Raw genomic sequence first — 21,851 nt, 5'->3', positions numbered from 1 at the left:
CCCAGCCTATTTAACAAACACTTTAAAAACTAAATTACACAAAAAAAGATTCTGGAGTCTTAACGCAAAAATATTTTTTTATAACTGATGATTTTTTTATTGTAACTGCATCACAAAAGAGACAAATTCTTCGCCTCGCATTTCATAATTTTTAAATTGGTCATAACTTGCACAAGCAGGTGACAGAAGAACCGTCACCTCTTTTTCCTTACAACCCATTGCGTCAACAGCTGCTTCACGCACCGCATTTTTCAAAGTTAAGCTCATAGAAAAGGGAAAAGCAGATCCAATAGTGCGAGCAAATTCTTCCGCCGCGCTCCCAATCAAATAGGCTTTACGAATTTTAGGAAAAAATTCTCTAAGAGACTCTATTCCTCCCTTTTTTGCCTGTCCCCCAACAATCCAAAAAATATCATTAAAGGTGGAAAGCGCAGGAGCTGTTGCATCTGCATTAGTCGCCTTGCTGTCATTGATAAACAAAACCGCCCCCATTTTACGCACCTGCTGCATACGATGATCCAGCCCTTTATAACTTGCTAAATGCTTGTTCATAGAAGGATCGGTTATTTTTAAAGCCTGCAACGTTGCTAATGCCATAAGGGCATTTTGCGCATTATGACGTCCGCGCAAAGCAGTCATAGACGTCAGATCTGCAAGCATATGACGCTGTCCTTGATAAACAGCAAAGAGCTTAGTCCCATCTGCATAAAAACCATTTTCAACAAAATGATCCTTGGAAATTGCCCCAATTTTCTTCCCTTCATGAAGCAACTGCTGATATAAAACCCTACAAGCTGCATCATCAACTGAAATAAAAGCCTGTGAAGCCTGAGCAATCAGATGCCTTTTGGTTTGCACATAACAGGCAAAACTCCCATGTCGATCAATATGATCAGGTGTTAAATTCAATAAAAGTCCAATGGTCGGCTGAAGAGAGGGTGTAAGATCAATTTGAAATGATGAACATTCAATCACATAGATACGTTTTTTAACAAATGGCTTAAGCGTCAATATTGCCTTTCCGATATTCCCCCCCACCTGCACATCATAACCCATTTTTTCCAACAAATGCGCAAGTAAAGCCGTTGTGGTTGACTTTCCATTCGTCCCCGTAATCGCAATGAAAGGAACATCTTGGTCACAAAAACCATAATGCTGTAAAAAATGCTGGCGCGCACGAACAAATAATTCAATATCACCGATAATTTCTATATTTTTTTTTCGTGCTTTTTCAACAACCCAATGGGGTTGAGGATAATTTAAAGGAACTCCAGGAGCTACAATCAATGCAACAAATTCTGACCAATCTTCATAACGGAGATCTCGCGTTGGAATATTGTGCCGAAAAGCCATCTGCACGCTTGAAGGACTATCATCCCACGCCACCACTTCTGCACCGCCACGCATCAATGCTTGTGCCGTTGCTAGTCCAGACTTTCCTAATCCAAATAAAGCAACTTTTTGTCCTTTATAACACGCAACAGAAATCAAAATCTCACCGCAATTTAAGTGTTGAAAGACCAATAAGAGCAAGAACAATTGAAATAATCCAAAAGCGTATCACGACTTGGCTTTCAGTCCAGCCTTTTTTCTCAAAATGATGATGTATCGGTGCCATAAGAAACACTCGTTTTCTTGTTAATTTGAAATAACCAACCTGAATAACGACCGAAAAAGCTTCCACAACAAAAAGCCCACCAATAAGAGCCAAAACAATTTCGTGCTTCGTAGCGACTGCAACAGTCCCTAATAATCCTCCAAGAGCCAACGAACCAGTATCTCCCATAAAAATAGCTGCAGGTGGTGCATTAAACCATAAAAAACCAAGCCCTGCCCCAACAACAGCTCCCAGTAAAACAGCCAATTCACCTGCTCCCGATACATAATGGATTTGGAGATAATCAGCAAAATTCATATTACCAGAAAGATAAGCAATCAGAGCAAAAGATAAGGCTGCAACCATCACAGGAACAATAGCAAGGCCATCAAGTCCATCCGTCAAATTAACCGCATTACCCGTCGCGACAATAACAAAAGCAGAAAAAGGAATAAAAAACCAGCCCAAATTGATAAGATAATCTTTCAAAAAAGGCAAAGCGAATCCAGATGAGCCAATTTGTAGGATGACAAAAGCAGCAATTGCGGCAACACAAAACTCCAAACTTAACCGTGCTTTCCCAGAAAATCCTTTGTCTGTTTGTTTTGTGACCTTAAGATAATCGTCATAAAATCCAATTGCCCCAAAAGAAAGCATAACCAATAGCGATACCCAAAAATAAATATTCGATAAATTACACCACAAAAATGCCGATACCACAATACCGGTTAAAATCATCAATCCACCCATTGTAGGTGTTCCAGCCTTTTTAAAATGTGTTTGAGGACCATCCGCACGAATCGGTTGCCCCTTACCCTGCCGCAATTTAAGAGAAGCAATGATGCTAGGTCCAAACAAAAAGACGATGAGCCCCGAAGTAAGCATAGCCGCTATCGTGCGAAAAGTAATATAACGAAATACATTCACACCTGGAAGCCAATCACTAAACGAAGAAAAAAACAGCATCATGGTACAAAAAACCTCTTAAAACTATGAAGAAACCGCTTTATAGCGGTCAAGCAATGCAGTCACAATATTTGATGAACAAAGGCTATTGGATGATTTAACCATAAGCAGATCCCCAGAAGAAATTTCTGCTAAAAGGAGAGATAAAATTTTCTCAATATTTTCAGCATAATGAACCTTAACACCAGCAGACAAATCACTGACTAAAGATTTCATCGCCTCACCAAATAGAAAAACCGGATTAGCACCGGAAAGACGTATTGGCTTTATTAAATCACGATGAAGCTTTTCACTATACTCCCCTAACTCTAGCATATCTCCTAAAATAGCAATTCGCCGCCCCTCTTCCCCGACTGGTCCTGTAGCAAGAAGCTCAAGCGCAGCACGCATAGAAGCAGGATTTGCATTATAGCTTTCATCAATGAGATAAAATTCACCCCCATTTGATAAAGACAGTCGATAACGAACACCTCGCCCCTTTTGAGAAGAAAAATGGCGAAAAGAAAGAAGAACAGGCTCTAACTCAACTCCCATAGCATCACAAGCAGCAATAACCCCTAAACTATTTTGCACAATATGGCGTCCGGGAGCACCAATTTGAACCTCCCTATCCCGCTCCCTAATACGTACAATCATAGAAGAACGATCAGTTAGAAGACGTATATCTCGCGCTTGATAATCAGCATTTTTGCTCTCACCAAAGCTTAAGATATTCTTTACACCGCATTTCTTTGCTTCTTGAACGAGATAAGAAAAAAAATCACTATCCGCATTTAAAATGGCAATGCCTTTCTCATCTAATCCTTCAAAAATTTCAGCTTTTGCCTTTGCTATTTCTTCAAGATTTTTGAAAAAACCCATATGTCCTGCACAAATATGCGTAATGAGAGCAACATGCGGACAAACCAGTTTGACCAGAGGGCGAATTTCATCTCTATGATTCATGCCAATTTCAAAGATACCATAATCACTCTCTATAGGCATCCGCGCTAAAGTGAGTGGAACCCCCCAGCAATTGTTTAAAGAAGCAAGATTCGCATGAACGTTCCCAGTCGTTGCAAGTGCTTGTTTCAAAGCTTCTTTTGTCGTTGTTTTTCCCACCGATCCTGTTATCGCGATAATCTTAGCTCTTGAACGTTTGCGTGCAGCTTGTGCGAGTTTTTCTAGGGCTTGCAAAACATCAGGAACAACAATAAGTGGAGCAGATATTTTTTTCATATCCCTCAAACGATGTTCCGCAACGATAAGAACGCCTGCACCTCGTTCATAAGCTTGCGCAGCAAAATCATGACCATCAAGATGATGCCCCTTAATGCAGAAAAAAATATCACCTTCCGCAAGAGTACGGCTATCAATGGAAACCCCAGAAAAAGTTTCTGGCATGCTTCCCATTACAACACCATTAATTGCAGCAACAAGTGCTTTCTTATCCCATAAAGCTGTCATTTCTTTCGGTCCTCTAGAGCTTCTATCGCTTTCAGACGATCTGAAAAAGGATAAGTTGTCTGCCCTATAATTTGGCCATCCTCATGACCTTTTCCAGCAATGATTAATGTATCACCAGCTTTCAAAAGCTCCACCGCGTAAGAAATAGCCTCACCACGATCTGCTATCTCTATTGCTGTTGGCACTGCCTGTAAAATATCCTTGCGTATTTTTTCTGGCATTTCTGTGCGAGGATTATCATCCGTTACAATAACAATATCCGCTTTATCCGCCGCAATTTTTCCCATCAAAGGTCTTTTTCCTTGATCACGATCTCCTCCACAACCAAAAACAACGATCAAACGCCCTTGTGTAAAGGGACGAACAGAAAGCAAAACCTGCTCCAAAGCTTCTGGTTTATGGGCATAATCAATATAAACAGGCGCATTATTTTCTGTCTTTCCGACAAATTCTAACCGCCCAGGTGCCCCCTGCAAAGTTTCAAGCGCAGAAAAAACCTTACGAGGTGAAACACCCGTTGCAATTGCTAACCCCGCTGCCATAAGCGCATTGGCTACCTGAAAATCTCCAGCCAAAGGCAAATCAAATGTATAAATATTATTTTCCACACGACACTCAACACACTGTTTTGAGCGTTGATGTTCAACGCGATTAATCGTGATAAATTGCCCCTTACGACCAATTGTCAAGACACGGCGGCGCGCTTGTGTAACAACATCAATAACCTTTTGTGAATAGACATCATCAGCAAAAATCAAAGCAGGAGCAGATACAGGCAAAAGTGTATCAAATAACTTCATTTTAGCCCGCAAATAATCCTCTACCCCCGTGTGATAATCCATGTGATCTCGCCCTAAATTGGTAAAGGCACCAGCCGTTAAACGAACTCCATCAAGTCGTCCTTGATCAAGCCCATGCGAAGATGCTTCAAGGGCTGCATGCGTCACACCTTCATGAGAAATTTCACAAAGAAGACGGTGCAAGGCAACCGGATCAGGTGTTGTGAGAGAACCATAAACATTCCGTTTAGGAGAAACAACACCAACCGTTCCTATACTCGCAGCACAAAATCCAACATGAGTCCAAATTTGCCGAATAAAAGAGACAACAGATGTTTTACCACTTGTACCAGTCACAGCAACGACCGTTTCAGGCTGAGAACCGTAAAAACGTGCAGCTGCCAACGCTAAACTATGACGAACATTAGAAACACGTAAAATGGGAACAGGTAAATCCTCAAGAACAGCATGACAATCTGTAACAATTGCTCGTGCACCCCGCTTTATCGCATCATCTATATAGTGTCTTCCATCACTTTTTTTTCCTTGAACAGCGACAAAAACATAGCCTGGCAAGACTTGTCGAGAATCTGCACTGATTCCTGTTATTTCCATTGAAGAAAGATTCTGATCTTCAAGACATTCTGTAAAAACTGTTCCAAACAACATAACGATACACCTTTTATTCATTTTACCGTTGTTTAACGAAACTTGAATTGCTCTTTTTACTTAAAAGAGGCTCATATTCTTTTTTAAAATCGGGTTTTACACCAAGAAAACTAGCTGTGCGACGAACAATATTAGCAAGCATTGGTCCAGCATTCATCCCCGCTGTTGCTGAACGCTGTCCTTCTGCAGGCTTTGGTTCATCAATAATTGTTAAAACAACGTAAACAGGATCATCAATAGGAAAAGCAGCAAGAAAACTATTGAAATTTTTTGTTTTAGAATATTTTCCATTTTCAACTTTTTCAGCTGTTCCTGTCTTACCACCTACACGATAACCTTCGACTTTTGCATTACGTCCAGAACCAATATCACTATTTAATTTATAAAGGTAACGCATATTTTGACTTGTTTTAGCCTGCAAAACCCGTTTTGCATGGTGCAACGTTTGTCCTTTTGTACGTTTTAAAAATGTCGGAGCAATTAACCAACCACCATTCATTAAAGCAGCAGCCCCAACAGCTGTTTGCAAAGGTGTTGTTGCCATACCATGCCCAAAAGAAATCGTCATAGAATGGATATCCTTCCAATGATGAGGCACAATAGGATGGGCAACTTCAGGCAACTCTGTTGTAAGACGATCCAGTAACCCAAGTTTTTGCAAAAAACCACGATGTTTATCAATCCCTATCGCCAATGCCTCTTTAGCAGAACCAATATTGGAGGAATAAATAAAAACCTCCCATAACGTTAAGGGACGATTTTTCCCATGAAAATCATGAATAGTATACCCACTACTTGCTTTTATTGGCTTTGAAGCATCAATAATACTGTTTAAATGAAAAATATCGGAATCAAGAGCCATGGCAGTTGTAAAACTTTTAATGATTGATCCCATTTCAAAAGCTCCTGCCGTCATCCGATTGAGACGATCACTTTTTAAAGCTTCAATAGGATTTCCAGGATCAAAATCTGGTAGTGATGCCAAAGCCAAAACTTCCCCCGTATGTATATTTAAAATAATAGCTCCTGCAGCAATTGCCCTATAACGCTTCATAGCCTGAATAAGTTCATCATGAACAATTGCCTGAACACGCACATCAATCGAAAGCTGAACTTGTTTTAATGATTCTTCCATAGCAAGACCAGCGGCACGCAAAGCACTCAACCCCGCATCATCAATATATTTTTCCATACCTGCAATGCCCTGATTATCAACATTCACCATACCGAGAATATGGGAAGTTACAGGTCCATCAGGATAAAAACGACGAATTTCAGTCCGAAAACCAATTCCTGGTATACCAAGAGCCATAATTTTCGTCTTTTGCATTGGTGTTAACCCACGCTGTATCCAAGAAAAACCAGATTTTCTTTTTAAGCGCTTATAGGTTTCCTGCCAATTAAGATCAGGCAAAACTGTTGAGAGCAATTCAATTGTTTCATCCACATCAATAATACGTCGTGGCTCAGCAAAAAGTGAATAAGTTTTAATATCTGTTGCCAATAAACGACCATTACGATCAACAATATCAGGCCGTGCCATCAATTGAAGAACTCCTGGCCCCTTTGCTTCTTCAATCTGTCCACCTTCCAACCCATAAGAAATAAGGCAAGCCCCCATGATGCCATATAAAATTAAAAAGCAGAACAACGAAAAAAGCAAACGTGGACGACTAGAATAGGGACGACGAACAGAAACATTATGATTATTCAACGAATTCTTTAAGCGCTTTTTCTTCTGTGAGAATAAAAAAGTCGATTTCATTACTGCGCGCCTTTTTGGACAACACCATTTATCTGAGAAGCCCGATTATTTGTCAAAATATCCTGATTATCTTCCAAGATATTTTGTTTAATCACTTCTTCAATTTGATCATGTATCCGTACCGGAATATCTTTAAACGCCACGATTTGACGCGGCTGTATAACCTCTAACTCAAGTTCTTTTTGATAACGTTTTGCAAGTTTTTGCATGCGTGAAGGCCTTATCATCACAGCCCACTCAGCACGAAGCAAACTTACCGTATTTTTTGCTGCAGCAATTTCATGCTCAAGATGACGAACTTCGTTCATTCGTTTTTGAACATCATATTTTACTTTATAAGTAAGACCTGCCATACAAATCATAATCATCACTAAGATCATATCAAATGTACGAAAAACTGTCATTTCTTGCCGCCTTCAAAACTGGCAATCTCTGCTAAACCAAATAATTTCATATCTGCTGCAAGAGCCTCTGCTTCAGTTCGTACACCAATACGCAACCGCGCAGAACGTGAACGAGGATTTTGCTGTAACTCCTCTTCACTTGCAGTTATCCCCCCTTTAAACAAAGGGAAAAATGTTGCTGGAACCGTTTTTATTTCAGGAAGATAGCGTGATCTCATACACTCTCCTGAACGAAAAGAAAAAAATCTTTTGACCATACGATCTTCAAGAGAATGAAAACTGACAACACCCAAACGACCACCCGGTTTCAAAATGCGTTCAGCAGCAAATAAGCCACGTGCAAGTTCACCAATTTCATCATTAACATAAATGCGAAGAGCCTGAAATACACGTGTTGCAGGATGAATGCGATCTCCCGGCTTACGTCCTATCAACGCTTCGATAGCATACGCCAAATCACCTGTACGCAAAAAAGGCTGAACAACACGACGCTTTTCAATCATCCGTGCAATTCGCCCCGCATAACGCTCTTCTCCTAATATCTTAAAGATACGTGCCAAATCCCTTGCTTTTAAGTGATTTACAACATCGCCAGCAGTAAAACCAGTCTGAGCCATTCGCATATCTAATGGACCATCTTTTTGAAAAGAAAATCCCCTTTCAGCTTCATCAAGCTGCATTGAAGAGACACCAATATCCAAAATAACAGCGTCTACCTTCTCTTCAACAACGCGATCCAACTGTGAAAATTCGATTTGCACCAAACGAAGTCGTGGAAAAAATTCTTCAACAAGCGATTGTCCCGCACTAATAGCATGAGGATCACGATCAAGAGCGATCACCTCCGCCCCTGCCTTTAACAAAGCACGCGTGTAACCACCAGCACCAAAGGTGCCATCAATCACTTTTGCTCCAACCAATGGCATAAGCCCAGCCAAAACTGGCTGCAACAACACTGGAATATGGCGTTCAGCTCTTTGATCCTGCTTTATCAAAATAATCCGTCTTGAAGTTATGCTGTCTCAAATTAACAGCTCTCTCATAGCAACTGATTTTAGAGTAACCTAGCCTTCAACTTTCATATTAATCACAATGAACGAAAAAACTAAAGTTATCCCAAGACAGATCCTAACGCATTATACTTAAAGAAATGTTATAATTTTTTAAAATACTCTTTGCTCACGTGTCCATTTCAAACATATAGACTCCATAAAAGACCATATAATCGATCTTATAAAATATCGCGTATCATCATGAAATATCAGTCGGCCTATAAGCCGGGTTCTGTAGAGTAAAGCTTACACTTTACATGGCAACCATTCATCTGGGACGGATGTTACCATCCGCCTCGTGCAACCTACCCGAATGACTCGCCCGGAAATCGGCTGCAAATTAAATTTTGCACGTCATTTCTATTTGGTCTTGCTCCCGGTGGGGTTTACCTTGCCACATTCATTACTGAATGCGCGGTGGGCTCTTACTCCACCCTTTCACCCTTACCTATAAAAATAGGCGGTTTACTTTCTGTGGCACTTTCCCTAGGGTCACCCCCGCCGGGTGTTACCCGGCACCGTCTTTCCATGGAGCCCGGACTTTCCTCACCTGCCGCATTTCAGCATTAGACAAGCGCGGCTGCCCAGCCGACTGACGCATTAATTTATAAAGCATTTTCTGCTCCGTGAAAATAGCATCTTAAAATATTTTATAGCAAACCCGTCTAAAAAGATGTTTTTATTTTAATGAAGCCAGATAAGTTTTCACTTTTGCGCAATATTTCGCCGAAATGGAATTCATTTTTTTTGCAGCATGACCTGCGTTATATTTAAGGATTGTACCACACGTACTTCCACCACTGAGTTTATACGCCCGTGCCAAATAACGCATACCATATTCAAGATTGGTCGCAGGATCGTACAAATCCTGTACAGAACCACTAAAGCCCAACCCTCGTGCCGTAGAGGGTTTAATTTGCATCAAACCTATTTCGCCAGCAGCCCCCTTTATACCTGCCTTATAATTACTTTCAACTTTTACAACAGCATGTGCTAAATTAACGGGAACATTATATTTATTCGCAAGTTTCTGAATAAGAAACTCATAAGGACGATCAGGAATCTTAGAAGCAACAATCACTGAGGCTTCTCCTGATTCCGCAACATTTAAGACACTATGAGCCCAACTTACATCAAATACAAAAAATACAGCACACGCTGTATTTAACAAGATTTTCAAAAATTGCATTTTCTTTCTCTTCACTCAAACATTCTCAAATTCTAGCTGCAAATAATTTGCAAACGTATTGTACAAAAAAAGAAAGCAAAAGAACGGCTTGAAAAAGGAAAGAGTAAGACAATTTCAAGATAAAATTCTGCAACAAAAGAAAATCTCTTTATGCACAAATTATAGATTTATCTATATCATAAAATAAAAAAAATAAAGAGACTATAATTAATCTTATAGCGTATTAAATAAAATGATATAATCTGTAAGTTTCTGCTATCACTATTGTATCACTCAATTTTTATATTTAAAAAATAGCATCTTAAAGAGAGACAAGAACATCTTTTTACCGAAGATCCTCAATATCAAAAAAGTTTCACAAAAAATATAAACTGTTATCAACACTTCTCTCTGGTTAATAAACACCCACAGCACTCTTTATGTCCGATAAAACCCCAACAAATCATAAAACAAATCCCCACTCCCATCATTGCGCATAAAAAATTCATAAATATACTAAAACCATCATACTCTTTACCAATTCAAAATATTGCAACAGACTTTTAGCTCTCAAGATGCCTCAAAGAAGCTTTTTACTTCTTCTTTTGAAAGAGCTTTTATCCACACAAGCCTCTCACTTGTAGTGTACAAGAAACTAATTTTGATTTTTTCACCATGAATAAATTTAAAACGAGAGAATTTTACAATTCTTAAGATTCTCACTCAATATGAAAATGACAAATTATCATTACAAAACAATATGCTAAAAAAGCTATATACGTCTTTGTCTCTACAACAAAGCTTAACAATTACTTTTGTCTGTTTTTTGAAAAATGTTAGGAAACTCAATACCCCCAAAGCCTTTTAAATAAAAATAAACCCTCATCTTCATTCAAATATTTTTTTCTTTGTCACAAACTATCACCTTATCAGCCTTGCACCTCATTTTCAGAAATCATACAAATGAATAAATATCCTAAGATCCGTAGAACAAAGGAAGCTTAAATCCTTTAAAAATTTTTTTATTTGCCTATACAAGATAAAAAAATAACTGGCATATAAAATACGATTAACGTGCTTTATTATAGCCAATACTGCTTTTGCTTTTGTCATTGTAGCGATTGATAATACAATTAACTCGACCAATACCCTTGACAGACTTGCTTTCACTCCTGCAATGATTGCAACATTATCCTTATACTCTGATTGCTTACCTTTTGAGTAAGATAAACTTTGCTAATTATCTTACAAATTGATTATCTCCTCGCACTTTTCAAAAATTCATGAAAAGCTCTTGCTGCTTAAAATAAAACCCAAAAGCGCGATTAAAAAAACAGCTAAAAATAAGCATTAGCAATGGAAGGACGAGAAATCGCTTTTGAAAGAGCCATAGCAACAGTTTCACCAGATTTGTGAGCTTGCTCAAGACTCTGACCACTTTTAAAAGCAAGCGCAATTACATCACGACGCAGCTGCGCAATAAACAACTCTTGCTGTTGAGGACTCATCTTAGAAAGATGCTTGATAATATCTGGAAAAGATACAGACAACCTCTCTAACAACTCCTCCTCTGTTACATCAAGCTTCTGAGAAGAAAAAGAAGAGCGGCCGGAAAAAAACTGATAAACAGCACTACTTTGAGAAGCAAAAAAGACAGCGCCAAAAATAAAAAATACAAATAAAATAAAAACAATACGATGCGAAAAAGATTCCATTATCTCTTACCTAAAGATCACAGAACACAAACATAGATTCCTTTTATGATTCTCCTTATAGCATTCAACGATGCCTCAATAAAGAAAAATCAAATTATTGAAAATGAATACGCTAACACGATCCGCCCAACAAGACCTGCCCCTCTATGTATTTAGGTAGTATAGGCGAAACAATAACAGATCTTACACTTCCCCCTAATAACACGCTACAACATCCCCCAAAACAATTATAAAAAGCCTGACTGAGGAAATCCTCAGTCAGGCCAGACAATCTAGGGGATCCACGCGGGGGGGGGGGGAGGAGGTTCCCCGATCGTCCTCTCACATCAACCACTAAGATAGCCGATGCAATATTCTTGCTATGGAATAAAATTCTTTAAACAACAAGAAATTCTTATCATCTTCTACGCAAAAAAACATAAAAGAGTTATAAATTGTTTAAAAATGTTTAAATTTAGGCAAAAAAAGTTTAAAATGACCCAATTTGAAGCAATTTTATTTCAAGAAACATCAATTAGAATCTACGATCATTATAACTTTTAAATAGTTTCTTTCATAACTCTGATGACCATAATTAAAAAAACCGTAATTTCTACGTATCCACCCTATAAAAATCAAACTATGTAAAAGTAGAATCACTTTTCCAACAGCAATCACCACAAAAATAAAAATGTAGATTTTTAAAATCTTACACAAATAACCGTAAAAAATGAAAAACATCTTCTTGCAAGAAAACAATAAATTAGAGAAATAAAATCTTATCTATCTTCATAAAAAATTCTGTAAATGATTATTAAAATATTGTCGCATCTCTCATGTAACAATCAATGAAGAATTTAAACAGCTTAATTTTATGAAAAAATGAGAACTCTGAAGATATTTGTTTCGAATCACGTTCTATAATCATTCCAAATAACGATAAACTATTTTACAATAACCAACAGGCTCTAACGCATTTTAACATAACAAACCGAGATCAATGCAGACAGTTTCTCTTAATCTCTATCATTTAAATGATTCCGTAAAATAATACACACAGTAGTTTCTATGCTCAAAAAATGTTATAGTCTGTTCTTCTAACGTAAATAATGCATTGATTTACAATCATAACTCATCATTTTACAACTTACATGAGAGATCTCAAGAACGTAAAATTCCCTTATTTTAAATCTTCGTCTATTGAATCAATGAATAGCCATACTACGGCACATCAAAAACAAGAAAAAGCATATGGATAAAAAACATAAAACAATGATGCCCTATCAATTTTACGCTATACTAACGAGCTGCGTCATAAAATGAGCGGTAAGCATAAAAAGAAAAAAACACTTTTGGCAAGAAAAATGGACTTATTTAATAACCTTTTTAATAACCTTCATACTTCTCATGATAAAGAGATACGAAACTTTAGTGTAATATCACGCTTTTCTTTTCTACTTTCAGCCACGGACTATCCATAGATTATCGTCAATCTTATTTTTATGAATATAATGAAAAACACATAGACGAACGCCATATATGAATGCTTGTAAGAAGAAATAAACGTAAAGTCAGATACGCTATTATAACCATTGTTGTACAAAATGTTTTTAAAATTCAGAATATCACTCCAATCCATTACTAATTTATGAGTAATTTTATGGCGTCATCTACCAAGCTTTTACGTTTGCTATTACTTGTAAATCAACACCTGCTCCTAACATGGCAATGTGCTTGAGATAAAGACTAGAGCAAATGAGAACCATGTAAACAGTCCCAGCTTTTATATGCCCAATTAGAGTAAAAATATTTACGTCTGTTTGAGTAATCTTAAAAAAGCCATCATTTATTTTGAACAAAACATAAAAGCCCAAAGATAAAAACCTATTGCCATCTTTACCATCCTTTTCATTTGCCTTTACGACTTTCAAACACGCTCATAACGCTGTGTTTTAAATAATGAAAATCATGCATTGTCTTACCCTTTTACCCCTTCGTCTTTTTAGAGCATCTTTTTGCACCCTTCACTAAAAATTCCAAGGTACTTCTTATCTAAGCACCTGTTTTAAAGAGACATCGTAAGATCTATTGGGTACCACCATTTTTGACATTTATGAAGGTATGAGCCATTACTATATTATATTGTGCGCTATTACATCATATCGCCGCCGCTCTCATATTTAGAAATATGTATTTCCTTTTACAAACGGTATTATTTAGATAAATATCTTCTCTTGTAACAAACAAACAGACTCTTTTGGATTCTGAAACAGGAAATTTGAAATGAAAAAATATTCCTATATTCGAGCCTCTCATTGAAATCTAAAAAATCAATATATTGGCTAATAAAACAAATATGATATCAAGACACCTTAAATAACGATCCTCATAGGCTTATCTCTATAGAAGGTGCTTTCAGTACACAGCCACCAAGCCCCTGTAAAACACCAATACTCTCATATAAAAACATAATACAAATGTAAAAAACAATAGATTATCAATGATTGAATAAAGTTTTATCTCTACGCTATTCCTTAAAAAATCAGAGAATAAAGCAGGTCAACAAACGCGATTTATGCAAAATCGACTTGTTTATCTTTGATATCGTCAACTAATAAACGCGGATCACGAGCAAGCCAAAGCGTAACCATACCCTTCTCACTGTTTTCATTTTGTATAGGAGTAAGACAAACCGTTTGTTCTAGAATAAGTCCCGTATTTTTAAGCCATTGTTCTATTTGTAAAGCCGAAAATCCAAAACGCGTATGTGCTTGATCAGAATATGAAGACTCAATTTCATGATAACCAAAATCCACAATCAATAAACGTCCATGAGGACGCAAAACACTTGATATCTCATGAAGAAACATTTCAGGATTTTCAAGAAAATGTAAAACCCAATGAAGAATAACTAAATCAAAAGTTGTATCTCCAACAGACAAGTGAAAAACATTGCTATCAAGCACAACTTCAACCGCATGCGTATAAAGATTAGAAAACAATTTTAAGACAGAGTCTCCACCTATTCCAATATTCAGCATCGTTTGAAACGGTTTATCGCCAATGATTTCAAGTAAAGCGTTTTCTACACCATGATCTGCCATATAGGATGACCGTAATACATCCCATTGCAACGTATTTTGTAAAAAATGCTTCTTCCTCGTTTTTTGACGCTGCTTTTTAACATCCTTCAAACGTTCTAAATCATGCGCTAACAACATATCATGCTTTGGCAAAGCCGAAAGAACATCCATCACAATGTCTTTACCCAAAAAATCATGACAAAGCTTAAAATAAAGGCTATCTCCCTTCTGATAACGCTCAATCAATCGTGCTTCGTACAACAAACGTAAATATCGTGATATACACGCTTGCGACTGATCAAGAATAAAAATAAAATCAGGAATTGTTAAATCTTCATGACGCAAGAGCGTAAGAACACGTAAATGGTTTATTTCTGCGACCGCTTTTAGCAGCACAATCATTGCATCTAAACTTACACTTTTTTTCATAATTATCCCTTAAACATTCCTATAAACATTTGTTTACAGAAAAAAAAGTCAAGTATAAAACGCATATTCTCGTCTATTTTGTTCTCTCTATTTTATTATACTATGAAAAAAATAGGCTACTGTAAAAAACGAACAGATTATTCCCCTGCTTCTCGTTATAATGATAATGCATTGATTTATAATAATAATTAATCATTTTCAACTTGAATAAAACATCGGAGTACCGTAAATTTTCCTCATTTCAAACCTATTCATGATAAATCAATCCAAATTATTCTCTTACAGCTCATAAACAGAGGAGACATATGGATAAAAATACTTTTTATAGTCATCTCAAAACAAGAACTGCACACTATTGAGAGAAAATAAATAACATGATGGTGCCAGCTTGCATTTTTATTAAGTAAAAATGATAATGCTCAATGACTAGAGCATTTGTAGAAATAGCGCTATACTCTTCATCCCCTCCTTTTCATTACAATACAATTTTACAAGCAATAGTCGGTTATATATCATGAGTAGAATAACCCTATCTAGGTCGTAATTTCATAAAGTATCTCTTACTATTTTCAATGAATAAAAACTTCCACAGAGTACACTCACACTTTATTTATGAAATAACAAATGCAATAAAATACACCATTTTTTCAAAAACGTTGAGATAAGATAAAAAATTCTAGCGTGTAAGAGGTTTATAATTTGCATGCTTAGGATTAAGAGATTCCGCCCCAAGACGACGAACTTTATCAGCCTCATATTCAGCAAAATTACCTTCAAACCATTCTACATGGCCATCACCTTCAAAGGCTAAAATATGTGTTGCCAATCGATCAAGAAACATACGGTCATGCGATATGATAACTGCACAACCAGCGAAATTTTCCAATGCATCTTCCAATGCACCCAATGTTTCAGTATCAAGATCATTTGTCGGTTCATCAAGAAGAAGCACATTCCCCCCCTCTTTTAGAAGTTTTGCCAAATGTACGCGATTGCGCTGCCCTCCTGATAAATTTGCCACCTTCTGCTGTTGATCTGCCCCCTTGAAATTAAAAGCCCCGCAATAAGCGCGACTATTCATCTCATATTTGCCTAATTTAATAATGTCATTTCCACCAGAAATTTCCTCCCAAACAGTTTTATTCCCCACCAAGGAATCGCGACTCTGATCCACATAACTCATGTGAACTGTTTCACCGATACGTATTTGACCTGAATCGGGCTTTTCCTGTCCCGTCAACATTTTAAACAAGGTCGACTTTCCCATACCATTGGCCCCAATAACGCCGACAATGCCACCAGCAGGAAGTTTAAAAGAAAGAGAATCAATCAATACACGCTCACCATAAGCTTTAGAGAGATTATCAACTTCAATAACAACCTGTCCTAATCTTTCTCCAATAGGGATAATGATTTGCGCCTCTCCAGGACGACGCTCACGTGCTGCTTGAACCAACTCATCATAAGCCTTAATCCGAGCTTTTGACTTTGCTTGTCGCCCTTTTGGACTAGAAGCAATCCATTCTTGCTCACGTGATAACGCACGTTGACGCGCTGCCTCTTCACGTCCTTCTTGAGCCAAACGCTTGGCTTTAGCCCCCAAATAAGCAGAATAGTTCCCCTCATAAGGAATACCTCTCCCGCGATCTAACTCTAAAATCCAACCCGTTACATTGTCGAGAAAATAACGATCATGGGTTATCAAAAGCACAGCCCCAGGATATTCACGTAGATGCCTTTCAAGCCAAGCCGTCGTTTCAGCATCTAAATGGTTTGTCGGTTCATCCAAAAGTAACAAATCAGGTTTTGACAAAAGCAATTTACAAAGTGCAACACGCCGCTTCTCACCACCTGAAAGTTTTGTTACATCCCCATCGGCTGGCGGACAACCAAGAGCAGCCATAGCCATTTCCACTTGACTTTCTAAATCCCAAAGATTCTGACTATCAATAATGTCCTGAAGCCGTGCACTTTCATCAGCCGTTTCCTCGCTATAATTCATCATCAATTCGTTATAACGCTCAAGAATTTCTTGTTTATCTGCAACACCTTCCATCACATTGCCACGCACATCTTTGCTCACATCAAGCAAAGGTTCTTGTGGTAGATAGCCACAGCGTGCTCCTTCAGAAATCCATGCTTCTCCCGTATATTCCTTATCTAGCCCAGCCATAATACGTAAAATAGTTGACTTCCCTGCACCATTCGGCCCTAAAATACCGATCTTCGCATCTGGATAAAAAGACAAATGAATATTTTCTAGAACTTTTTTATTGCCGTAAGACTTGTTAAGCCCAGCCATATGATAGATAAATTGACGTGCCATAAATTTCTCTTTATATTGTGCGATATTAAAGATTAGGATTTTGAAAAAACTGCTTTTGCTTTTTGAAACTGTACAGTAAATAGCACTTACATTGTATCAAAAGCTTTCCGCTTTATATTGGTACATTTTTTCTAATCTCACAAGCCCCAGTATGGTCCTGAATGCAAAAAAACATCCCCCCAAAAAGCAAAAAGCAAATCTTTTTAGCTGTACCTGAAACCTGTTATCAAACATTGCCTCTCTTTTCCATACCAGATATAACATTGTATTTTTATCGTATTAAACCAACTTATCAATGTAATATGGTACCAAAAAGAAAAGCAATTCTCTATGCACCTTCTTTTTTCGCTTTATGGGCTTTATATTACGCAGTAAAAAATCCTTCCCTTTTTTCATCGATTTTTTGCTACGGGAAACAATGGTCTTCCCCCCTTGCCTTGATATGGCTTAAATTACGTTTACAAAATGATCGCCGCCTTATGGGATCTGACGTCCCAAGCCCAATGATCATGAAAGCTTTGCATCAACACGTAGCAACAAATGACTACAGTGCACTTCCCATTGGTACGTGGTTACAATTCGTAAAAAACTATAAAACCAATTGTAAAAACTTATCCATCCCCCTCTTTTGGCTTGATAATTATAAAAATAATATCAATATTCAGCAAATCATTTCAAAACTTCAAGACGAAATATAGCTTTTTAAAAATACGATAAAAGATCATCTCATATAGGAATATATTTATGGAAAAAAAAGCCTTAATCGTCATTGATGTTCAAAATGACTTCTTACTAGGTGGAGCACTTGCCGTACCACAAGGTGATGCTATCTTACCCGCCGTCAATAATCTCATAAATCATTTTGACCACGTTATCTTAACCCAAGACTGGCACCCAAAAAACCATTGTAGCTTTGCTTCCTGCTATCCTGAAAAAAAGCCCTATGATACCATCATTCTTGACTATGGTCCTCAAATACTCTGGCCTGATCATTGCATACGAGGAACACAAGGAGCAGAATTTCATCCATCTCTTAGAGTGGAAAAGGCACAACTTATCCTTAGAAAAGGCTATAATCAAAAAATGGATAGCTATTCTGCTTTTCTTGAAAATGATCAAAAAACACCAACAGGTTTACAAGTTTATCTCAAAGAACATGGTTTTACCAAGCTCATTATGTGTGGCTTAGCAACTGATTTTTGTGTCGGATTTTCTGCTCTTCACGCTATACAATGCGGTTTTAAAGTCAGTGTTTCATTAAATGCCTGTGCTGGTATTGATGTAAACGGATCACTAAACACTATGCTTAAAACTATGAACGAAGCTGGTATAGAGCTTTTAATGGTCTCTTAAAATATTCTTCTCTAATCTACTACTATAATATACTGATTTATAAAGGATAAATTATTTTTCACATATTTAAGTGAGAGTCCAGAATATCGTAAACTCTCTGATTTCAAACCTGTTTCAAAACCATTCTCCTACACGTTACAAAGAGAATCAATGTATGAATAAAAATCATTCAAAAAAACAGTAAAAATGCTTCTTATGAACCATTAAATGCAGGAGCTTGTCATAATATTGAAAGCTGGTAAAAAGTATAGCATCAGCTTTCTGTTTTAAATTTAGGTCAAAAAGCACCCTAGAGATTGTACACTATTCCCTTCATGGGTAGTATCATGCAATGGGCTCAACTTTAAAACAAAAACGCAAATAAGCAATAAAATAAAATAGTATTTTATTTTGCATAAAAGACCTCTTTCTATTCAAAGATATGCGATAAATAAAAGCCTGAGAAAAGAAGAAATCTCCATTACTTAGACACAACATGTTTATCCAATTGACGATGCTTAAAACGAATCGAAGAATATAATGCCATTCCAATAATACAGACTCCTACAAGTCCTGTTAAAACTTCAGGAACCGATATAATCGTTTGCAGATACATAATCACTGCAAGAACCAAAATTGCATAAAAAGCACCATGCTCCAAATAACGATAATGCAATAATGTTCCTGATTCAACCAACATAATTGTCATAGAACGAACGTAAAATGCACCGATACCAAGACCTATCGCAATAATAAAAAGGTTGTGTGAAAAGGCAAAAGCACCAACCACGCCATCGAAAGAAAAACTAGCATCAAGAACTTCTAAATAAAGAAACGCCCCTACTCCCCCGTGAGTTACTGTTGTTAAAGTCTTTTGAGGGGTATCCAAGAGATGACCGACAACTTCAACACCGATAAAGGTCAAAAGTCCATAAAGGGCTGCCAATAAAAAAGTTATTTTATCTTCTGTGTCAATCTGACCTGAAACAAATAAGATCAAAATCAAAACAATTGCAATATCAATCCCAACAAGCGCCCCAAACTTTTGAGCAGGTCTCTCTATAACATTAAGCCAATGTACCTCTTTTTCAGAATCAAAAAAATATTTTAAGCCAACCATCATAAGGAAAGTGCCTCCAAAAGCAGCAATCCCCATATGTGCATCGGTTAAAATTTCCGCATATCGGTGTGGTTCCCATATCGCTAATTTGACTGCCGCAATTGGATTAATCCCAACAGCAACGACAACCACCAATAATGGAAAAACAATTCGCATCCCAAATACAGCTATCAAAATGCCCCATATAAGAAAACGACGACGCCACAACGGATCCATTCTACTAAGAACACGCGCATTGATAATAGAATTATCAAAAGATAAAGAAATTTCCAAAACTCCTAAAACAAAGCAAATAAAAAAATATTTAAGAAAACCAGTAATACTTTCCGTTTCAAACCAACCAATAACCCCTCCTAAAAAAACACCAATAATCGTGAAAAAAAAAGCAAACCCAAAATAGCGTAATAGGGCCATGATCATTCCTCAAATTTTATTTTCTCATTCATCTAAAACACACCCAGTCCAAATCCAAAGTTTGCATCTCTTTAAAGTTGCATCTATTGATGCAGAAGTGTATAGAATATATATGGTAAAGTTACATGAAAATTCTCTCAAAAAAAGCAAGAGACAAATGTAGCAAACAGAGAATTTTGTTTTGAAATGAATATCAATTGTCAATACAACAAGCGAAAGATTTCTTTCTATCCACGAAAATAAAAAAATAAAAAGAAATTAAAGCTATAAATATTGACATTATATCATAGAATATTAATACATAGTGTGCTTTTATTATTTAATGATTTATACCATGATGATTTACTGAGGGAGATAATTCGTGGCACGTCCTGAAACTGAATCAAAAACCATATTTGGAAAACGTTTACGTTATGTACGTCTTGCTTTAGGCGATCCATCACGTGAGACCTTAGCTAAAAATTTTAGCATGACAAAAAATTCCATTGCTTTTTACGAGCGTGGAGAGAGAGAACCCAATCTTAGTGTCTTACAAACATACCGCACGTTATATGGTGTCAATATTAATTGGCTTTTAACTGGGCAAGGAAAAATGTTTGACACCGAATATACAAAAGGTGATTTTGACTGGAATTATTTTATTAAAAAAATCGAAGGACTGGAAGAAACACTTGCCAATAGTGATCGTAATGAAAAACCAAATCAAGAAAAAATCGACAGTTCTTATGAAAAATTGCAGCAATATTTGTCAAGACAAGGTTTATCAAATGGACTTAACCCCAAGACTACAACCTCTCTGATCGATATGAAAGCTAAAATGGCCAATTCTTATACTCTTAGCTTATTCATTGATTTACTCATTCGAAGCGTATCCCAAAAAGAGGTTATAGCTAATCAATAAACGTCTGTTTCAAAAGAAAAAGCAAGAAATGATAAAACTCTACCAGTATGGAGAAGAGTATTTTTTACTTTATCCATGCTGGTGAAATTTTGTATAATTTATAAAATTTATTTCTGTAACGACAATAAAAACATTCGCATTTTAAATGAAAGTATAGGGTCTTTAAATTAAAAAAAATAATTTTATAGTATAAAATTCTCATTCATATCTTATTGACAAGAATTTTTTTCTTGTTAAAAGAATAATAGCTCTCATAGAAATTATTTTTTAAGGTCAGAAAATTTAAGGGGAATATATTGACGACTTCCTATAGAGACATACATTAGTATTCACGTACGGATTAGTTAAATATTTATCCTGAAAATTATCAGCTATTTTATGAGGTGGGAAGCATGTATTTTGAGGTGTTTCAAGGTGTTCACAATCAATGGTACTGGCGTTTAATCTCAGGAGATGCACAAAAAATTGCTTTTTCTAGTAAAGGTTATCCAACAAAACAAGATATCCTAGTCAATATTGAACAAATCAAAGAGATTACACATAAGGCTCTTATTAGAGAACTACAGTCCTGACGTTCTTTACCATTAAAACAAACGTTTATTTTGTGTAATGGTATGGTGAGTTGCTTTTGTGACAAAAAGAAGTGATGGTTTTTCCCTCAATGGGAGGAGGTTTTTGTATTATTTCTGATACTCACAATAACAAT

At 36.8% G+C, this 21,851-nt stretch carries 17 protein-coding genes and 1 other RNA gene; 4 read left to right on the top strand and 14 right to left on the bottom strand.

Going from position 1 to position 21,851, the window contains the following annotated elements; genetic code table 11:
• Positions 1 to 96 precede the first annotated feature (96 nt).
• The 13 genes from murD to ettA form a co-directional block, all read right to left on the bottom strand.
• On the bottom strand, positions 97 to 1,491 hold the full coding sequence (gene murD / locus ACFIJ8_RS06440) for a UDP-N-acetylmuramoyl-L-alanine--D-glutamate ligase (RefSeq protein ID WP_375628990.1): 1,395 nt from the start codon (positions 1,489 to 1,491) through the stop codon (positions 97 to 99).
• Positions 1,492 to 1,495: 4 nt separating this feature from the next.
• Entirely contained in the window at positions 1,496 to 2,566 is a 1,071-nt protein-coding gene (mraY, locus tag ACFIJ8_RS06435) for a phospho-N-acetylmuramoyl-pentapeptide-transferase (protein ID WP_015856644.1), read from the bottom strand.
• A 21-nt stretch (positions 2,567 to 2,587) separates the two neighbouring features.
• Complete coding sequence (gene murF, locus ACFIJ8_RS06430; protein ID WP_375628992.1) at positions 2,588 to 4,009, bottom strand: UDP-N-acetylmuramoyl-tripeptide--D-alanyl-D-alanine ligase; 1,422 nt, start codon at positions 4,007 to 4,009, stop codon at positions 2,588 to 2,590.
• Positions 4,006 to 5,457, bottom strand: coding sequence for a UDP-N-acetylmuramoyl-L-alanyl-D-glutamate--2,6-diaminopimelate ligase (locus tag ACFIJ8_RS06425; protein ID WP_375628993.1), 1,452 nt, complete (start codon positions 5,455 to 5,457; stop codon positions 4,006 to 4,008). Before ACFIJ8_RS06425 ends, murF begins: the two co-directional genes overlap by 4 nt.
• A 22-nt stretch (positions 5,458 to 5,479) precedes the next feature.
• The gene (locus tag ACFIJ8_RS06420; protein ID WP_273788047.1) at positions 5,480 to 7,222 is read right to left on the bottom strand and encodes a penicillin-binding protein 2; all 1,743 of its coding nucleotides are present in this window, start codon (positions 7,220 to 7,222) and stop codon (positions 5,480 to 5,482) included.
• Positions 7,222 to 7,626: a hypothetical protein gene (locus ACFIJ8_RS06415; RefSeq protein WP_015856648.1), complete on the bottom strand. Its 405-nt coding sequence runs from the start codon at positions 7,624 to 7,626 to the stop codon at positions 7,222 to 7,224. Before ACFIJ8_RS06415 ends, ACFIJ8_RS06420 begins: the two co-directional genes overlap by 1 nt.
• Complete coding sequence (gene rsmH / locus ACFIJ8_RS06410) at positions 7,623 to 8,621, bottom strand: 16S rRNA (cytosine(1402)-N(4))-methyltransferase RsmH (protein WP_375639227.1); 999 nt, start codon at positions 8,619 to 8,621, stop codon at positions 7,623 to 7,625. The genes ACFIJ8_RS06415 and rsmH overlap by 4 nt, the downstream gene beginning before the upstream one ends.
• 262 nt (positions 8,622 to 8,883) lie before the next feature.
• Positions 8,884 to 9,274, bottom strand: an RNA gene (rnpB, locus tag ACFIJ8_RS06405) — RNase P RNA component class A.
• An 83-nt stretch (positions 9,275 to 9,357) separates the two neighbouring features.
• Positions 9,358 to 9,867 carry a lytic transglycosylase domain-containing protein gene (locus tag ACFIJ8_RS06400; protein WP_273788045.1) on the bottom strand — a complete coding sequence of 170 codons (510 nt, stop codon included), beginning with the start codon at positions 9,865 to 9,867 and terminating at the stop codon, positions 9,358 to 9,360.
• A 1,316-nt stretch (positions 9,868 to 11,183) separates the two neighbouring features.
• A complete protein-coding gene (locus ACFIJ8_RS06395) occupies positions 11,184 to 11,561 on the bottom strand; it encodes a hypothetical protein (RefSeq protein WP_273788044.1) in 378 nt (125 codons plus the stop codon).
• A gap of 1,649 nt (positions 11,562 to 13,210) precedes the next feature.
• On the bottom strand, positions 13,211 to 13,471 hold the full coding sequence (locus ACFIJ8_RS06390) for a hypothetical protein (protein WP_375639226.1): 261 nt from the start codon (positions 13,469 to 13,471) through the stop codon (positions 13,211 to 13,213).
• A gap of 642 nt (positions 13,472 to 14,113) precedes the next feature.
• Positions 14,114 to 15,052, bottom strand: coding sequence for an ArsR/SmtB family transcription factor (locus ACFIJ8_RS06385; protein WP_375639225.1), 939 nt, complete (start codon positions 15,050 to 15,052; stop codon positions 14,114 to 14,116).
• 676 nt (positions 15,053 to 15,728) lie between these two features.
• Complete coding sequence (ettA, locus tag ACFIJ8_RS06380) at positions 15,729 to 17,378, bottom strand: energy-dependent translational throttle protein EttA (protein WP_375629000.1); 1,650 nt, start codon at positions 17,376 to 17,378, stop codon at positions 15,729 to 15,731.
• Between the two features lie 161 nt (positions 17,379 to 17,539).
• Here ettA and ACFIJ8_RS06375 point away from each other — a divergent pair, with 161 nt between their 5' ends.
• Positions 17,540 to 18,076 (top strand): hypothetical protein, encoded by a 537-nt coding sequence (locus ACFIJ8_RS06375; RefSeq protein WP_330167867.1) that lies wholly within the window; start codon positions 17,540 to 17,542, stop codon positions 18,074 to 18,076.
• A gap of 46 nt (positions 18,077 to 18,122) precedes the next feature.
• Positions 18,123 to 18,731, top strand: coding sequence for a bifunctional nicotinamidase/pyrazinamidase (gene pncA, locus ACFIJ8_RS06370; RefSeq protein ID WP_273722866.1), 609 nt, complete (start codon positions 18,123 to 18,125; stop codon positions 18,729 to 18,731).
• A 460-nt stretch (positions 18,732 to 19,191) separates the two neighbouring features.
• Here pncA and ACFIJ8_RS06365 read toward each other — a convergent pair whose 3' ends face one another.
• Complete coding sequence (locus tag ACFIJ8_RS06365; RefSeq protein WP_375629002.1) at positions 19,192 to 20,244, bottom strand: DUF475 domain-containing protein; 1,053 nt, start codon at positions 20,242 to 20,244, stop codon at positions 19,192 to 19,194.
• 361 nt (positions 20,245 to 20,605) lie between these two features.
• Between ACFIJ8_RS06365 and ACFIJ8_RS06360 the strand changes: the two genes are divergently transcribed.
• Positions 20,606 to 21,145: a helix-turn-helix domain-containing protein gene (locus tag ACFIJ8_RS06360; protein WP_026500335.1), complete on the top strand. Its 540-nt coding sequence runs from the start codon at positions 20,606 to 20,608 to the stop codon at positions 21,143 to 21,145.
• A 392-nt stretch (positions 21,146 to 21,537) separates the two neighbouring features.
• On the top strand, positions 21,538 to 21,717 hold the full coding sequence (locus ACFIJ8_RS06355; protein ID WP_015856658.1) for a DUF1508 domain-containing protein: 180 nt from the start codon (positions 21,538 to 21,540) through the stop codon (positions 21,715 to 21,717).
• The last annotated feature ends 134 nt before the right edge of the window (positions 21,718 to 21,851 follow it).

Source organism: Bartonella sp. MF74HXZ, assembly GCF_042194445.1.
Taxonomy (GTDB): Bacteria; Pseudomonadota; Alphaproteobacteria; order Rhizobiales; family Rhizobiaceae; genus Bartonella; species Bartonella grahamii.
Note: the sequence above shows the minus strand (reverse complement) of the source record. Positions and strands in the feature narration are given on the sequence as shown.

Coding starts and splice junctions, on each gene's coding strand:
- mraY (WP_015856644.1), bottom strand. CDS start 2,566: ATGATGCTGTTTTTTTCTTCGTTTAGTGATTGGCTTCCAGGTGTGAAT.
- murF (WP_375628992.1), bottom strand. CDS start 4,009: ATGACAGCTTTATGGGATAAGAAAGCACTTGTTGCTGCAATTAATGGT.
- ACFIJ8_RS06425 (WP_375628993.1), bottom strand. CDS start 5,457: ATGTTGTTTGGAACAGTTTTTACAGAATGTCTTGAAGATCAGAATCTT.
- ACFIJ8_RS06420 (WP_273788047.1), bottom strand. CDS start 7,222: ATGAAATCGACTTTTTTATTCTCACAGAAGAAAAAGCGCTTAAAGAAT.
- ACFIJ8_RS06415 (WP_015856648.1), bottom strand. CDS start 7,626: ATGACAGTTTTTCGTACATTTGATATGATCTTAGTGATGATTATGATT.
- ACFIJ8_RS06400 (WP_273788045.1), bottom strand. CDS start 9,867: ATGCAATTTTTGAAAATCTTGTTAAATACAGCGTGTGCTGTATTTTTT.
- ACFIJ8_RS06395 (WP_273788044.1), bottom strand. CDS start 11,561: ATGGAATCTTTTTCGCATCGTATTGTTTTTATTTTATTTGTATTTTTT.
- ACFIJ8_RS06385 (WP_375639225.1), bottom strand. CDS start 15,052: ATGAAAAAAAGTGTAAGTTTAGATGCAATGATTGTGCTGCTAAAAGCG.
- ettA (WP_375629000.1), bottom strand. CDS start 17,378: ATGGCACGTCAATTTATCTATCATATGGCTGGGCTTAACAAGTCTTAC.
- ACFIJ8_RS06375 (WP_330167867.1), top strand. CDS start 17,540: ATGCAAAAAAACATCCCCCCAAAAAGCAAAAAGCAAATCTTTTTAGCT.
- pncA (WP_273722866.1), top strand. CDS start 18,123: ATGGAAAAAAAAGCCTTAATCGTCATTGATGTTCAAAATGACTTCTTA.
- ACFIJ8_RS06365 (WP_375629002.1), bottom strand. CDS start 20,244: ATGGCCCTATTACGCTATTTTGGGTTTGCTTTTTTTTTCACGATTATT.
- ACFIJ8_RS06355 (WP_015856658.1), top strand. CDS start 21,538: ATGTATTTTGAGGTGTTTCAAGGTGTTCACAATCAATGGTACTGGCGT.